We start from the raw sequence: 14,287 nt of genomic DNA, 5'->3' as shown, positions 1-14,287 counted from the left end.
CGCCGGGGCGCCGCTCCGATGTGCTCTCATGGGCGCGACATGACCCGACACCGGTTGCCGCGCCGCTCACTGCGCGCCTCGCTGACGACCGCCGTGGCCGGGCTGCTGGTCGTAGCAGCGCTACTGCCGGTGGCCGGCGCCACGGCGGCGGCCGCGTGGGCGTACCCGCCCGCCCGCGACCTGCCCCCGGACACGCTGCGCCGGATCGCCCTGGGCGCCGCCGTGGCGGCCGTGCTGGCTGTCGTGCTGCTGACTCTGCTGGCCCGCCTGCTCGTCGGCCGCGTGCTGCGCCCGATCGACGAGATCGCGGCCGGTGCGGCGGTGGCCGCCGGGCAGGGCGCCGGCCTGGTCGACGCGCGCACCGAGCTGAGCCGGCTGGCCGCCGCCGTCGACGACCTGACCGCGCGGGCGGCGGCCGCCCTCGGGGCCCGCGACGTCGCCGAGCACCGGCTGCACGTGCTCGCCGCCCAGGAGCTGCGCGAGCCGCTGGCCGCCATCCGCGGTTACCTGCAGCTCGTCCGCGTCGGCGTGGTCGACCTGCGGGAGCGCCCGGACCTGATGGACCGGCTGGAGCAGGAGACGAACCGGCTGGCCTCGGCCCTGGCCGGGCTCGACCCGCACCCGCACCCGGACGTGCTCGCGTCGATCCGTGAGACGCGGGCGGGCTGAGCGCGCACACCGCGGGGCGTCGTCGTACGTTGATGCAGACATGAGACGACGCACCTTCCTCGCGGGGATCGCGGCGGCCGCCACGGCGGGCTGCTCCGGCGCCGGCCCGGCCCCCGGCGTCCTGGCCCCGCCGGCACAGCCCGGTGTGGAGCGGCTGGAGCCGCGCCGGTCGGCGGCCCGCGGCCGCGACGTCGACCTGTGGACGGCGGTGCCGCGCGGCTGGGGCACCGGTCGCGGCCTGCCCGTCTGCCTGGTGCTGCACGGCGCGTCCAAGGCGCCCCGCGACTTCCCGGCGCTCGGCCTGGCCGGCTTCCTCACCGACTCCGCGCAGCGCGGCGCGCCGCCGTTCGTGCTGGCCGGGGCGTCCGGCGACCGGCTGGGCTGGCGGCCGGCAGGCGGCGGCGACGACCCGCAGGCGATGCTGCGCCGCGACCTGCTCGAATGGTGCGACGATCGGGACTTCGACACCGGCCGGGTCGCCGCGCTGGGCTGGTCGATGGGCGGGGCGGGCGCGCTGCTGCTGGCCGAGACGTTCCCGTCGTTCCTGCGCGGGGTGGCGGCCCTGTCCCCCGCCGTCAGCCCCGGCGACGACGTGTTCGCCGGCGCCGGGCGGCTGGTCGGCACGCCGGTCGGCCTGTGGTGCGGCACCGGCGACGACCTGATCGACGACGTGCGGGCGCTGGAGACGGCCCTGCCCGCGCCGAAGGCCGCCGGGTCGTACGGCCCCGGCGGCCACGACTTCGGCTTCTACGCCACGGTGCTGCCGGCCGTGCTGGACTTCGTCGGCGCGGCGCTGGGCCCGTCCCCGGGGGTGCCCGGGCCCAGCGGCGCCCCGTCGGCGGCCCCGTCGGGCGCGCCGCCCACGGGGTCCTGAGAGGCGCTAGGCGAGCAGGTTGGCCCGGTAGTCGGCGTTGAGCCGGCCGATGAGGCTCAGCGGGATGCCCTTCGGGCAGACGGCGGTGCACTCGCCGGCGTTGGTGCAGCCGCCGAAGCCTTCCGCGTCCTGCGCCTCGATCATCTCGACGACCCGGGTGCCGCGCTCGGGCTGGCCCTGCGGCAGCAGCCCGAGGTGCGCCACCTTGGCGGCGGTGAACAGCATCGACGAGCCGTTCGGGCAGGCCGCCACGCAGGCGCCGCAGCCGATGCAGGTGGCCGCCTCGAACGCGGCGTCCGCGTCGGCCTTGGGCACCGGGGTCGCGTGGGCGTCGGGCGCGGCGCCGGTGGGGGCGGTGATGTAGCCGCCGGCCTGGATCACCCGGTCGAACGCGCTGCGGTCGACCACCAGGTCCTTCACGACCGGGAACGCGGCCGCCCGCCACGGCTCGATGTCGATCGTGTCGCCGTCGGCGAAGTGCCGCATGTGCAGCTGGCACGTCGTGGTGGCCCGCTCGGGGCCGTGCGCGACGCCGTTGATCATCATGCCGCACATGCCGCAGATGCCCTCGCGGCAGTCGTGGTCGAACGCGATCGGGTCGTCGCCGTCGAGGATGAGCTTCTCGTTGAGGACGTCGAGCATCTCCAGGAAGGAGGCGTCCGGTGAGATGCCGGTGACCTGGTAGGTGACCATCCGGCCCTTGTCGCCGGCGCCCTTCTGGCGCCAGACCCGCAGCTTCAGATCCATTACTTGTAGCTCCGCTGAGTCGGGTGGACGTACTCGAACGTCAGGTCCTCGCGATGCAGGGTCGGCGTCTCGCCGAACTCCCACGCGGCGACGTAGCTGAACTCGTCGTCGTGGCGCAGCGCCTCGCCGTCGGGGGTCTGGCTCTCCGCGCGGAAGTGCCCGCCCGCCGACTCGGCCCGGTGCAGGGCGTCGATGCACATCAGCTCGCCCAGCTCGAAGAAGTCGGCGACGCGGCCGGCCTTCTCCAGGTTCTGGTTGAGCTCCGCGCCGGTGCCGGGCACCTTGACCCGCTGCCAGAACTCCTCGCGCAGGCCGCGGATCAGCCCGATCGCCTTGACCAGGCCCTCGGAGGTGCGCTCCATGCCGCAGTACTCCCACATGATGTGGCCGAGCTCGCGGTGGAACGAGTCCACGGTGCGGTCGCCGTCGACGGCGAGCAGCCGCGCGATGCGGTCCTCCACCTGGGCCCGGGCGGCGACCACCTCCGGGTGCCCGGCGTCGACCGGCTCGTACGGGCCGTTCGCCAGGTAGTTGCCGAGGGTGTTCGGCAGCACGAAGTAGCCGTCGGCGAGGCCCTGCATGAGCGCGCTGGCGCCGAGCCGGTTGGCGCCGTGGTCGCTGAAGTTCGCCTCGCCCACCACGAACAGGCCGGGGATGGTGGACTGCAGGTCGTAGTCGACCCAGAGCCCGCCCATCGTGTAGTGCACGGCGGGGTAGATGCGCATCGGCTCGGCGTACGGGTCCTCGCCGGTGATGCGCTGGTACATCTCGAACAGGTTGCCGTACTTGGCCTCGACGGCGTCGCGGCCGAGGCGCTCGATGGCGTCGGCGAAGTCGAGGTAGACGCCGAGCCCGCCGGGGCCCACGCCGCGGCCCTCGTCGCAGACGTTCTTCGCGGCCCGGGAGGCGATGTCGCGGGGCACGAGGTTGCCGAACGACGGGTAGATCCGCTCGAGGTAGTAGTCGCGCTCGTTCTCGGGGATCTCGCCGGCCGGCCGGTTGTCGCCCGCCGCGCGGGGCACCCAGACCCGGCCGTCGTTGCGCAGCGACTCGCTCATCAGGGTGAGCTTGCTCTGGTGCTCGCCGGACTGCGGGATGCACGTCGGGTGGATCTGCGTGTAGCAGGGGTTGGCGAACAGCGCGCCCTTGCGGTGCGCCCGCCAGGTCGCCGTGACGTTGCAGCCCTTGGCGTTGGTGGACAGGAAGAACACGTTGCCGTACCCGCCGGAGGCCAGCACGACGGCGTCGGCCATGTCCGTGCTGATCTCGCCGGTGACCAGGTCGCGCACGACGATGCCGCGGGCCCGGCCGTCGACCACGACGAGTTCGAGCATCTCGTGCCGGGCGAACATCGCGATGTTGCCGAGGGCGATCTGCCGCTCCATCGCCTGGTACGCGCCGAGCAGCAGCTGCTGGCCCGTCTGGCCGCGGGCGTAGAACGTGCGCGACACCTGGGTGCCGCCGAAGCTGCGGTTGTCGAGCAGGCCGCCGTACTCGCGGGCGAACGGCACGCCCTGGGCGACGCACTGGTCGATGATGTTCGCGCTGACCTCGGCGAGCCGGTACACGTTGGACTCGCGGGCGCGGAAGTCGCCGCCCTTGACGGTGTCGTAGAACAGCCGGTAGACGCTGTCGCCGTCGTTGCGGTAGTTCTTCGCGGCGTTGATGCCGCCCTGCGCGGCGATGGAGTGCGCCCGCCGGGGGCTGTCCTGGTAGCAGTAGGACCGGACCCGGTAACCCGCCTCGGCGAGGGTGGCGGCGGCGGAACCGCCGGCCAGGCCGGTGCCGACCACGATGACGGTGAGCTTGCGGCGGTTGGCCGGGTTGACCAGCTTGGCCGTGAACTTGCGGCGCTCCCAGCGGGTCTCGATCGGCCCGTCGGGGGCGGCGGTGTCGGCGATCGGGTCGCCCTCGGTCCAGAACGGGGTCATCACTTCACCAGCCCGGTGGTCACGGCGAACGGCACGGAGAGGTACCCGGCGACGAGCACGACGGACAGCACCAGCGCGGCCGCCTTGACCAGCCGTTCGCCGGCGACGGTGCGCTGGCCGAGGGTGCGGGCGGCGCTCCACAGCCCGTGCCGCAGGTGCAGGCCGACCGCCACGACGGCGACGACGTAGAACAGCGTCACGTACCAGCGCTCGGGCGCGAAGTCGGCGACGACGTTGGCGTACGGGTGCTGCTTGTCGCCGATCGGGTTGAGGTGCCCGGTGGTCAGGTCGAGGATGTGGTAGATCACGAACAGCACGACGATGACGCCGCCCCAGCGCATGGTGCGCGCGGCGTAGCTGCCCTGCACCCGGGGCCGGTGGGCGTAGCGCACGGGCCGGGCCCGGCGGGCGCGCCGGGCGAGGATCGTGGCGGCGGCGATGTGCCCGGCCACGGCGGCGAGCAGGCCGAGGCGCTGGATCCACAGGAACCAGGTCTCGGGCAGCAGCGGCGTGCCGAGGTCGCGCAGCCAGTGTGCGTAGTGGTCGAACGACTCGGCGCCCACGAAGATCTTGAGGTTGCCGGCCATGTGCGCGAAGAGGAACGCCACCAGCAGCAGGCCGGTGACCGCCATCAGGAGCTTGAGGGCCACGGTGGACCGGGTCCTGCTCCGCCGCTTCGGGACCTTGGCCCCTGGCGCCTTGGGCCGCGCCGTTGTATTCACCGCCACGCCTCGAACGGTAGGAAGCGGTGCACCATGCGTCCAATGCATGGATCTTCTACTACGATAGACGTAGTCTATGGACGTGCAGTTGCAACAGCTTCGATACTTCCTGTCCGTCGCGTCCACCCGGCATTTCACCCGAGCGGCGGAGGAATCGGGCGTCAGCCAGCCGACCCTGAGTAAGCAGATTCACATGCTCGAGACGACCCTCGGGGCGCCGCTGTTCGACCGCGCCCGCGGCAACGTCACCCTCACCGCCGCCGGCGAGACCCTGCTGCCGCTCGCCCGGCGGATGGTCGCCGACGCCGAGGCCGCCCGCGACGCGGTGCAGGAGATCGTCGGGCTGCGCCGGGGCCGGGTCCGGCTCGGCGCCACCCCGAGCCTGTGCACCTCGCTCGTGCCCGCGGTGCTGCGCACCTTCCACACCGCGTACCCGGACATCGAGCTGCACGTCGACGAGGGCGGCTCGCAGGACCTGGTGGCCGACCTCGTCGCGCACGACCTCGACCTGGCGCTCATCGTGCAGCCCGAGGGGGGCATCGACCTGTCGCTGCGGGCCGCGCCGATCCTCACCGAGAGCCTGGTGCTCGCCTCGCTGGCCGCCGCGCCGCCACCGACGGCGGCGGACACCCTGGACCTGGCCGAGCTGCGCGACACCCCGCTGATCATGTTCCGCAACGGCTACGACCTGCGCGACGCCACCCTGGAGGCGTGCCGCCGGGCCGGCTTCGAGCCCCGGTACGCCGTCGAGGGCGGCGAGCTGGACGCCGTGCTGGCGTTCGTCGAGGCGGGGCTGGGCGTCGCGCTGGTGCCGAGCATGGCGCTGACCAACCGCCCGCTGCTGCGCTCGACGCCGCTCGGCCCGCCCGGCATGCGCCGCACGATCTCCCTCGCCCAGCGGCGCCACTCGCCCCTGCCGCACGCCGCCCGGGCGCTGCGCGCCACCCTGCTCGTTCACATCGTCGACGGGGACCTGCCGGCCGGCGTCCAGCCGCTCGCGCGCGGCGGCGCGGGCTGACCCGGTACCGGTACCGGCGGGTCACGAAATCGCCACGTTCTCGGTCGTTTGTCGGTGCCAGGGGTCACATACGCACCAGGATGTGTAACGGCACGATCGGGACGCGAGGTGTCGTCGGCGCGCGACCGGATCGTAACCAAGACGTGGCCGACCGGGATCTTGCGAAACAGTTTCGACTTACAATAAGTTGCATCTGGCAACAAACGCCTGGTAGTCGACGACGACCCTTCCCCGGAGGCGCCCCATGCTGTTGGTGACGTGGTGCCGATGAGCGCCGCACCGGTTCTGCTAGAAATGCGCTCGATCACCAAGGAGTTCCCCGGCGTCAAGGCGCTGTCGGACGTCAACCTGGTGGTCAAGGCCGGCGAGATCCACGCGATCTGCGGCGAGAACGGCGCCGGCAAGTCGACGCTGATGAAGGTGCTCAGCGGCGTCTATCCCCACGGCACCTACGACGGCTCGATCGTCTACCAGGGCCAGGAGGTCCGGTTCAGCGACATCCGGGCCAGCGAGCACGCCGGCATCGTCATCATCCACCAGGAACTCGCGCTGGTGCCCGGCATGTCGATCACCGAGAACATCTTCCTCGGCAACGAGCCGCGGCGGAACGGCGCGATCGACTGGAAGGCCGCCAACCGGCAGGCCCTCGACCTGATGGCGCGGGTCGGCCTCTCCGAGGACCCGGACACGCTCATCAAGGACATCGGCGTCGGCAAGCAGCAGCTCGTCGAGATCGCCAAGGCGTTCGCCAAGGACGTCAAGCTGCTCATCCTCGACGAGCCGACCGCCGCGCTCAACGAGAACGACTCGCAGCACCTGCTCGACCTGCTCCGCGGCTTCAAGGAGCGCGGCATCACCTCGATCATGATCTCGCACAAGCTGAACGAGATCGAGGCCATCGCCGACTCCATCACGATCCTGCGCGACGGCAAGACGATCGAGACCCTCGACGTCACCGCCGGCGGCGTCGACGAGGACCGCATCGTGCGCGGCATGGTCGGCCGCGAGCTGGAGAGCCGCTTCCCCGACCACACCCCGAAGATCGGCGAGACGTTCTTCGAGGTCAAGAACTGGTGGGTCCGGCACCCGATCTCCGCCGAGCGGATGGTCTGCAAGGGCTCCAACTTCCACGTCCGCCGCGGCGAGATCGTCGGCTTCGCCGGCCTCATGGGCGCCGGGCGCACCGAGCTCGCGATGAGCGTCTTCGGCCGCTCCTACGGCGTGTTCCTCGGCGGCGAGATCTACAAGGACGGCAAGAGGATCGAGCTGAAGTCGGTGGCCGACGCCATCGACCACGGCCTGGCGTACGTCAGCGAGGACCGCAAGGCGATCGGCCTCAACCTGCTCGACGACATCAAGACCTCGATGGTGGCGGCGAAGCTGTCCAAGGTCAGCACGAACGGCGTCATCGACTCGGTCAAGGAGTACAAGGCCGCCGAGGGCTACCGCAAGAGCCTGCGGGTCAAGGCCCCGACCGTGGACGAGGGCGTCACCAAGCTGTCGGGCGGCAACCAGCAGAAGGTCGTCCTGGCGAAGTGGATGTTCACCGACCCGGACCTGCTGATCCTCGACGAGCCGACCCGCGGCATCGACGTGGGCGCGAAGTACGAGATCTACGGCATCATCCAGCGGCTCGCCGAACAGGGCAAAGGCGTCATCGTCATCAGCTCGGAACTGCCGGAGCTGATCGGCCTGTGCGACCGCATCTACACGGTGTTCGAAGGACAGATCACCGGTGACATCCCCCGGTCGGAAGCGGACCCGGAGAACCTCATGAAGCAGATGACCTCGACGAAGAAGTTGGCCGCGCGATGAGCCGTTTCAAGGACCTCCAGAAGAACCTGTTCGGGGGCACGACCTCGAACGCCCGCCAGTTCGGCATGATCTTCACGCTCGTGGGCATCGTGCTGCTGTTCCAGATCTGGACGAACGGGCTGACGCTCAGCTCGACGAACCTGATCATCATGGTTCAGCAGTACTCCTACATCCTGATCCTGGCCATCGGCATGCTGATGGTGATCGTCGCCGGCCACATCGACCTGTCGGTCGGCTCGATCGCCGCGTTCGTCGGCATCATCGTCGCCAAGGTGATGGCCGACTACGACCTGCCGTGGCCGCTGGCGATCCTCGTCGGCCTGGCGATCGGCGTGATCGTGGGCGCCTGGCAGGGCTTCTGGGTCGCGTACGTCGGCGTGCCGGCGTTCATCGTCACCCTGGCCGGCATGCTGCTGTTCCGCGGCGGCAACCAGTACATCGGCAACGCCGACACGGTGCCGGTGCCGCAGGGCTTCCGGCAGATCGGCGCGGGCTTCCTGCCCGAGGTCGGCCCGGCCACCGGGTACAACAACCTGACCCTGCTGCTCGGCCTCGCCGCCTGCGTCGCCGTCGTGCTGCGCGAGCTGAAGCTGCGCAAGACCCGCACCGAGATGGACGCCGAGAACGCCCCGATGTGGGTCTCCGCCATCCGGGTCGGCATCCTGGTCGCCGCCATCATCTTCGTGACGCTGCGCTTCGCGGGCGGCCGGATCGGCACCAGCTTCCCGATCTCCGGCATCATCCTCGCGGTCCTGGTGCTGGCGTACTCGTTCATCACCCGCAACACCGCGGGCGGCCGGCACATCTACGCGGTCGGCGGCAACGCCCGCGCCGCGGAGCTGTCCGGCGTCAAGCTCCAGCGGGTCAACTTCATGGTCATGATGAACATGTCAATCCTGGCGGCGCTGGCCGGCATGATCTTCGTGGCCCGCTCCGCGGCCTCCGGCCCGCAGGACGGCCTCAGCTGGGAGCTGGACGCCATCGCGGCCTGCTTCATCGGCGGCGCGGCCGTCTCGGGCGGCCTGGGCACGATCTCCGGCGCCATCGTCGGCGGTCTGGTCATGGCGGTCCTGAACAACGGCCTGCAGCTCAAGGGCGTCGGTTCCGACATGGTCCAGATCATCAAGGGCCTCGTGCTGCTGCTCGCGGTCGCCCTCGACGTCTACAACAAGGCGCAGGGCCGGTTCTCGATCATCGGCACCCTGACCCGGTCGTTCCGGGGCGGCGGCACGCCCGCCTCCCCCGAGCCGACCCAGCAGTCGGGCCGTGAGCCCGTCAAGACTCCGGTGGCCTGACCGGTCATCGCCGAGGGGGCGGAACACGTCCGCCCCGCTCCACCTCGAAGAAGGGCAAAAAGCACAATGCGTAATTTCCTCGCCAGGGGTGTCGCGGTCGGCGCGGTCGCTCTGCTGGCACTCGGCACGGCCGCCTGCGGCGGCAGTGAGCGGGAGGGCACCACCGGCTCCGGTGGCGACGCCGCCGCCAAGGGCTTCCCGGCCAACTCGCTGATCGGCGTCGCCCTGCCGTCGAAGACGTCGGAGAACTGGGTCCTCGCCGGTGACCTGTTCACCAACGGGCTCAAGGAGGCCGGTTTCCAGGCCGACGTCCAGTACGCCGGCGCCTCGAGCACCGTCGCGGACCAGCAGGCCCAGATCTCCTCGATGACGACCAAGGGCGCCAAGGTCATCGTCATCGGCGCGACCGACGCCGCGCAGCTCTCGACCCAGGTCGAGGCCGCGCAGGCCGCCGGCGCGAAGATCATCGCGTACGACCGTCTCATCACCAACACGGCGGCGGTCGACTACTACATCGCGTACGACAACTTCAAGGTCGGCCAGCTCCAGGGCCAGGCCCTGCTGGACGGCATGAAGGCCAAGAAGGCCACGGGCCCGTGGACCATCGAGCTGTTCGCCGGTTCGTCCGACGACAACAACTCGAAGGTGTTCTTCGACGGCGCGATGGACGTCCTGAAGAAGGAGATCGACGCCGGTAACGTCGTCGTCGGCTCCGGCCAGACCGACATCAAGCAGGCCAACACCGAGGGCTGGAAGGCCGAGAACGCGCAGCGCCGCATGGACTCGCTGCTCACCTCGACCTACACCGGCAACAAGGCGCCCGACGGCGTGCTCTCGCCGAACGACACCCTGGCCCGCGCCATCATCCAGTCGGTGAAGTCGGCCGGCAAGCCGATCCCGGTCGTCACCGGCCAGGACTCCGAGGTCGAGTCGGTCAAGTCGATCGTCGCCGGCGAGCAGTACTCCACCATCAACAAGGACACCCGCAAGCTGGTCGCCGACACCATCACCATGGTGAAGGCGCTGCAGGCGGGCAACGAGCCGGCCGTCAACGACAAGGAGTCGTACAACAATGGCACCAAGGTCGTCCCGGCTCAGCTGCTCCCGCCGCTGATCGTCACCAAGGCCAACGTGGTCGAGGCGTACGCCAACGACCCGAAGCTCGCCCCGCTGACCAAGGGCTGAGCCGACCGGCTGAGGTAACACCGCTTGCCGTGGGTCCCCGGAGTCACCACTCCGGGGGCCCACGCTCGTTCGGAGAGGACACGTCCCGTGGTCGCCATACCCCGGCAACGGCCACGCCCCGAGCCCGCACCCGCCGCGCCGGCCGTCCCGGCGCCGCCGGTCGCCGAGCCCGCCGCCCCCCTCGCCGCGCCCGCCGCCGCCCCCAGCAAGGAGGAGGTGCGCCGGCACAATCTCGGCGCGCTGCTGCGGCACGTCCACGTGCACGGCGCCACGTCACGCGCCGAACTGACCCACTCGCTGGGCCTCAACCGCAGCACCATCGGCGCGCTCGCCGCCGACCTCGCCGCCGCCGGCCTGGTCAGCGAGCAGAGCCCCGGTGAGACCACCGGCGAGGTCCGCCGCGCCGGCCGCCCCTCCCTCATCGTCCGGCCGCTGCCGGCCCGGGTGTACGCGTACGCCCTCGCCGTCGACGCCGACCGGCTGCGCGCCGCGCGCGTCGGCCTCGGCGGTGTCCTGCTCGACGCCCGCACCACCGAGCGCCCGCCCGGGATGGCGCTGCTCGACGCCGTCGGCCCGCTCGCCGGCCTGGTGCGCGAGCTGACCCCGGGCGTCCCGGCCGGCGCCCGCTGCGTCGGCGGCGGCGTCGCGGTCGCGCACGCCGCCGCCGGGGTCGCCGCCCCCGACGACGCCGTCGAGGCCGCCCTGGCCGACGCGCTCCCCGGCGCCCGGCCGCTGGCGACCGGCGCCACCGCCGACCTGGCGGCGCTCGCCGAGCACGTCCGCGGCGCCGCGACCGGGTGCGCGAACATCGTCTACCTGCACGGCGACACCGCCGGGGCGGGCGGCGGCATCGGCGGCGGCATCATCGCCGGCGGCCGCCGCGTCACCGGCCACGGCGGCCACGGCGGCGAGGCCGGGCACATGGTCGTCCACCCGCGCGGCCTGCCGTGCGCCTGCGGCTCCCGCGGCTGCTGGCAGACCGAGATCGGCGCCGCCGCGCTGCTGCGCGGCACCGGCGCGCCGTCGGCCGGCGCCGTCCTGGAGGCCGCCGCCCGCGGCGACGAGGCGGCCGCCGCCGCGGTGCGCCGGGTCGCCGACTGGCTCGGCTTCGGCGTCGCGAACCTGGTCAACATCGTCAACCCGGAGGCCGTCGTCTTCGGCGGCACGCTGCTCGACGTGTACGCGGCCGCCCCCGACCGGGTCCGCGCCAAGCTCGACGCGATGGCGCTGCCGGTGTGCCGCGAGCACGTCCGGCTACGCCCCGCCGTCCTCGGCGACGACGCCCCGCTGCTGGGCGCCGCCGAGCTGGCCTTCGAGCGCCTGCTGGCCGACCCGCTGGGCGAACCCGTGGCCGGAGTCGCCTGACGGCGCTCAGCCCAGGCCCCGGCCCAGGTTGTGGTGCGACTGCACCGTCGCCGGCGGCAGCACACCGGTGTAGACGGCGACCTCGTCGAGCTGCCCGGCGTACGCCTGCGCGCCGTCGCCCGCCCGGCGGCCGAAGCGCAGCACCGAGCCCGCGTCGCGGGTGCCGGTGGGCCCGGTGGCGGTGCCCTGGGCGGTGCCGTCGACGTAGAGGGCCAGCGCGCCCGTCGTGGTGTCGCGGGTGAAGACGACGTGGTGCCACGCGTTGTCGTTGTAGCCGCCGGTCGCCGACACGATGCTGGTGTCGGCGTTGCCGACGCCCGCGACGACCCGGCCGTCGGCGCGCAGGCTGACGCCCCAGTCGTTGGCCGCCAGCGGCTGGTCGGCGTCGACCAGGGCGGCGCCGTCGAACCAGTGCGGGTAGGTGCCGAGCCCCTGGGCGGACTTGAACCAGAACTCCGCCGTGAAGCTGTCGAGCAGCGGCCGGGCGGCCGAGCTGGAGTCGTTGGCGCCGTCGTAGGAGACCGACCGGTCGGTGTCGCCGCTGAGCGCGCCCGTCAGGCCCAGGTTCGTGTTCACGTGGTGCAGCCCGTCGACCGCGCCGGTGGCGTCGGCCATCGGCGGCGTCACCCGGATCGTGTCGAAGTGCAGCCCGTGCGAGTCGGTGTGGGTGTTGGCCACGACGTTGAAGTTGTCGCCCAGCACGAAGCCCGCCCGCCCGGCCGTGGTGATCTTGCTGGCGGTGCTGTCGTTGTAGGTGATGACCGGATCGCCGTCCCGGAGCACCCGGATGACGGTGCCGGTCATGTCGAGGCTCAGGAACAGCCAGCCGTCGCCGTTGTTGGCCACGCTGATGCCGCCGACCTCGCCGACCTTGGTCCGGGTGCCGTTGACCACCCGGTACAGCCGCAGGTACCCGCCGCCGGCGTCGTGCTCGCGGCGAGCCAGGTAGTACGTGTTCGTGGCGCTGTTGTACCGGCCGACCAGCCCGTGCACGTCGTTGCCGAGCCGGTTGCCGTCGTCGGCCTTCTGGGCGGACAGCGCCTCCACCTTGTAGTCGGCGGTCGGCGGCACCCCGCTGGCGTAGTAGAGGGTGCCGTAGCTGCCGTTGCCGCCCTTGCGGACCCGGCCGTTCAGGGTGATGATCCCGTCGCCGTTGGTGCCGACCTTCGTCCACGTCGCGCCGGTCTCGCCGGGGCGGGTCTGCAGGACGGTCCCGGTCGTGCCGGCCATGTTGTCGGCGACGATCATCGACTCGTTGAGCCGGTAGTAGCGGCCGATGGTCGCCTCGCCGCTCACGGCGGCGGCGTAGGTGGCGTACCGCTTGGCCACCTTGCCGCTGGCGTACGTGGTGGTGTTGCCGAGCCGGTCGGCCACCACGTACTGGTAGGTGTAGCAGCGGCCGGTCGTCGGGGTGGCGTCGCTGAACGGCGAGGCGGGGTTCGTGCCGCCGGTGACCGTCGCGAACGCGCCGAACGCGCCGCAGGTGCTGCCCGTCAGGGTGGCGACGGCCCGCTGCAGCGTGCCGGACGTGCCGTTCACGCCGGCGCCCGCGTCGGTGCCCGCGCTGAAGGTCACCGTGACGGTGGCCGGCGACGCGCCGTCGGCGTGGTCGACTCCCCCGCCGGTGGGGCCGGCGTTGTCGGCGGTGGCGGTGAACGAGGCGGCGGCGGAGACGAGCCCGGCCGCGTTGGTGGCGGTGACGGGCTTCGTGCCGGGCGCGGCGGGGTTCGCCGAGGACCACGCGTACGCCTGGGAGGCGGCCGTGCCCGGGGTGGTCCAGCCGGTGCCGAGGTTCGGCATCGCGTACGAGGTGACGCCGGACTGCGCGTCGGCGGCGCTCGCCGTCACGGTGAACGAGCCCGACGCCTGACCGCCCCGGTACCAGACGGTGCTGCCGCTGCCGCTCCAGTACGCGTTGGTGAGCGCGGAGAACGACAGGGCCGGGGTGGACGGCGCGGTGGTGTCGATGTTGACGGTGCGGGCGGCGACGGCGGAGGCGTTGCCGGCCACGTCGACGGCGTAGTACCGGACGGTCCGGGTGCTGGCGACGTTGATCGGCGCGGCGTACGTGGCGACCGTGCCGGACGAGGTGGGGTCGGAGCCGTCGGTCGTGTAGTAGATCCGGTGCACGCCGGTGCCCGTGCCGTCGTCACCGGCCAGCGTCACCTGCACGGGGCTGGTGCTGTTCCAGCCATTGCCGTTCGCGGCGGGCGACAGCGTCGCCGACACGGTGGGCGCGACGGTGTCCACGGTGATGGCGACGGACGCCTGCGAGCCGTTGGCGCCGATGACGTGCACCGTGTGCGGGCCGTCGGCCGCCGACGGCACCGACAGCGACGTGATCGCCGCGGCCCCGCCGGACCCGACGGCGGACGGCGAGCCGGTCAGCGCGGTGGCGGCGTCCAGCCGGTACGTGACCGCCTCGTCGGCCGTGAAACCGGACAGCGAGCCCGTGACCACCACCGGGAACGGCCCCTTGAACACGGTCTGGGACAGCGCGACGGCGGGGACGTTCGCCGACCAGGTGTTGCCGGGGTTGCGCGTGGCGCCCGAGAAGGCGCTCCACGTCGAGCCGAGGGTCAGCGCCGTGCCGGCCAGCGCCAGGGCAGGCAGGGACGCCACGACGGCGCGCCTGAGCGCCGGCTTGCGCCACGGAACCCCCACGG

Annotated in this window: 11 protein-coding genes; 7 read left to right on the top strand and 4 right to left on the bottom strand. The window is 72.3% G+C overall.

The window, feature by feature from the left end:
- Positions 1–39: 39 nt before the first annotated feature.
- Both Sya03_RS05850 and Sya03_RS05845 read left to right on the top strand, forming a co-directional pair.
- Positions 40–669 carry a hypothetical protein gene (locus Sya03_RS05850; RefSeq protein WP_203937137.1) on the top strand — a complete coding sequence of 210 codons (630 nt, stop codon included), beginning with the start codon at positions 40–42 and terminating at the stop codon, positions 667–669.
- Between the two features lie 40 nt (positions 670–709).
- Positions 710–1,543 carry an alpha/beta hydrolase-fold protein gene (locus tag Sya03_RS05845; protein ID WP_203937136.1) on the top strand — a complete coding sequence of 278 codons (834 nt, stop codon included), beginning with the start codon at positions 710–712 and terminating at the stop codon, positions 1,541–1,543.
- Positions 1,544–1,549: 6 nt separating this feature from the next.
- On the opposite strand, the gene Sya03_RS05840 is transcribed toward Sya03_RS05845, so the two are convergent.
- Genes Sya03_RS05840 through Sya03_RS05830 form a run of 3 tightly spaced genes read right to left on the bottom strand, consistent with a single transcriptional unit; the run spans position 1,550 to position 4,871 of the window.
- Positions 1,550–2,290: a succinate dehydrogenase/fumarate reductase iron-sulfur subunit gene (locus tag Sya03_RS05840; protein ID WP_203937135.1), complete on the bottom strand. Its 741-nt coding sequence runs from the start codon at positions 2,288–2,290 to the stop codon at positions 1,550–1,552.
- On the bottom strand, positions 2,290–4,221 hold the full coding sequence (locus tag Sya03_RS05835) for a fumarate reductase/succinate dehydrogenase flavoprotein subunit (RefSeq protein ID WP_203937134.1): 1,932 nt from the start codon (positions 4,219–4,221) through the stop codon (positions 2,290–2,292). Before Sya03_RS05835 ends, Sya03_RS05840 begins: the two co-directional genes overlap by 1 nt.
- Positions 4,221–4,871 carry a succinate dehydrogenase cytochrome b subunit gene (locus Sya03_RS05830; RefSeq protein ID WP_275411432.1) on the bottom strand — a complete coding sequence of 217 codons (651 nt, stop codon included), beginning with the start codon at positions 4,869–4,871 and terminating at the stop codon, positions 4,221–4,223. The genes Sya03_RS05835 and Sya03_RS05830 overlap by 1 nt, the downstream gene beginning before the upstream one ends.
- 148 nt (positions 4,872–5,019) lie before the next feature.
- Between Sya03_RS05830 and Sya03_RS05825 the strand changes: the two genes are divergently transcribed.
- The 5 genes from Sya03_RS05825 to Sya03_RS05805 all read left to right on the top strand — a co-directional run bounded on the left by Sya03_RS05825 (position 5,020) and on the right by Sya03_RS05805 (position 11,621).
- Positions 5,020–5,961: a LysR family transcriptional regulator gene (locus tag Sya03_RS05825; protein WP_203937132.1), complete on the top strand. Its 942-nt coding sequence runs from the start codon at positions 5,020–5,022 to the stop codon at positions 5,959–5,961.
- A 267-nt stretch (positions 5,962–6,228) separates the two neighbouring features.
- Positions 6,229–7,776: a multiple monosaccharide ABC transporter ATP-binding protein gene (gene mmsA, locus Sya03_RS05820; protein WP_203937131.1), complete on the top strand. Its 1,548-nt coding sequence runs from the start codon at positions 6,229–6,231 to the stop codon at positions 7,774–7,776.
- The gene (mmsB, locus tag Sya03_RS05815; protein WP_203937130.1) at positions 7,773–9,071 is read left to right on the top strand and encodes a multiple monosaccharide ABC transporter permease; all 1,299 of its coding nucleotides are present in this window, start codon (positions 7,773–7,775) and stop codon (positions 9,069–9,071) included. The genes mmsA and mmsB overlap by 4 nt, the downstream gene beginning before the upstream one ends.
- 66 nt (positions 9,072–9,137) lie before the next feature.
- The gene (locus tag Sya03_RS05810; protein WP_203937129.1) at positions 9,138–10,256 is read left to right on the top strand and encodes a substrate-binding domain-containing protein; all 1,119 of its coding nucleotides are present in this window, start codon (positions 9,138–9,140) and stop codon (positions 10,254–10,256) included.
- A gap of 87 nt (positions 10,257–10,343) precedes the next feature.
- Positions 10,344–11,621, top strand: coding sequence for an ROK family protein (locus tag Sya03_RS05805; RefSeq protein ID WP_203937128.1), 1,278 nt, complete (start codon positions 10,344–10,346; stop codon positions 11,619–11,621).
- A 6-nt stretch (positions 11,622–11,627) separates the two neighbouring features.
- On the opposite strand, the gene Sya03_RS05800 is transcribed toward Sya03_RS05805, so the two are convergent.
- Complete coding sequence (locus Sya03_RS05800; protein ID WP_203937127.1) at positions 11,628–14,243, bottom strand: LamG-like jellyroll fold domain-containing protein; 2,616 nt, start codon at positions 14,241–14,243, stop codon at positions 11,628–11,630.
- Positions 14,244–14,287: the final 44 nt, after the last annotated feature.

Source organism: Spirilliplanes yamanashiensis, from assembly GCF_016863475.1.
In the GTDB taxonomy this organism is placed as follows: Bacteria; Actinomycetota; Actinomycetes; order Mycobacteriales; family Micromonosporaceae; genus Spirilliplanes; species Spirilliplanes yamanashiensis.
The sequence above is the reverse complement of the archived record's forward strand: the minus strand, read 5'-3'. Positions and strand labels throughout refer to the sequence as shown.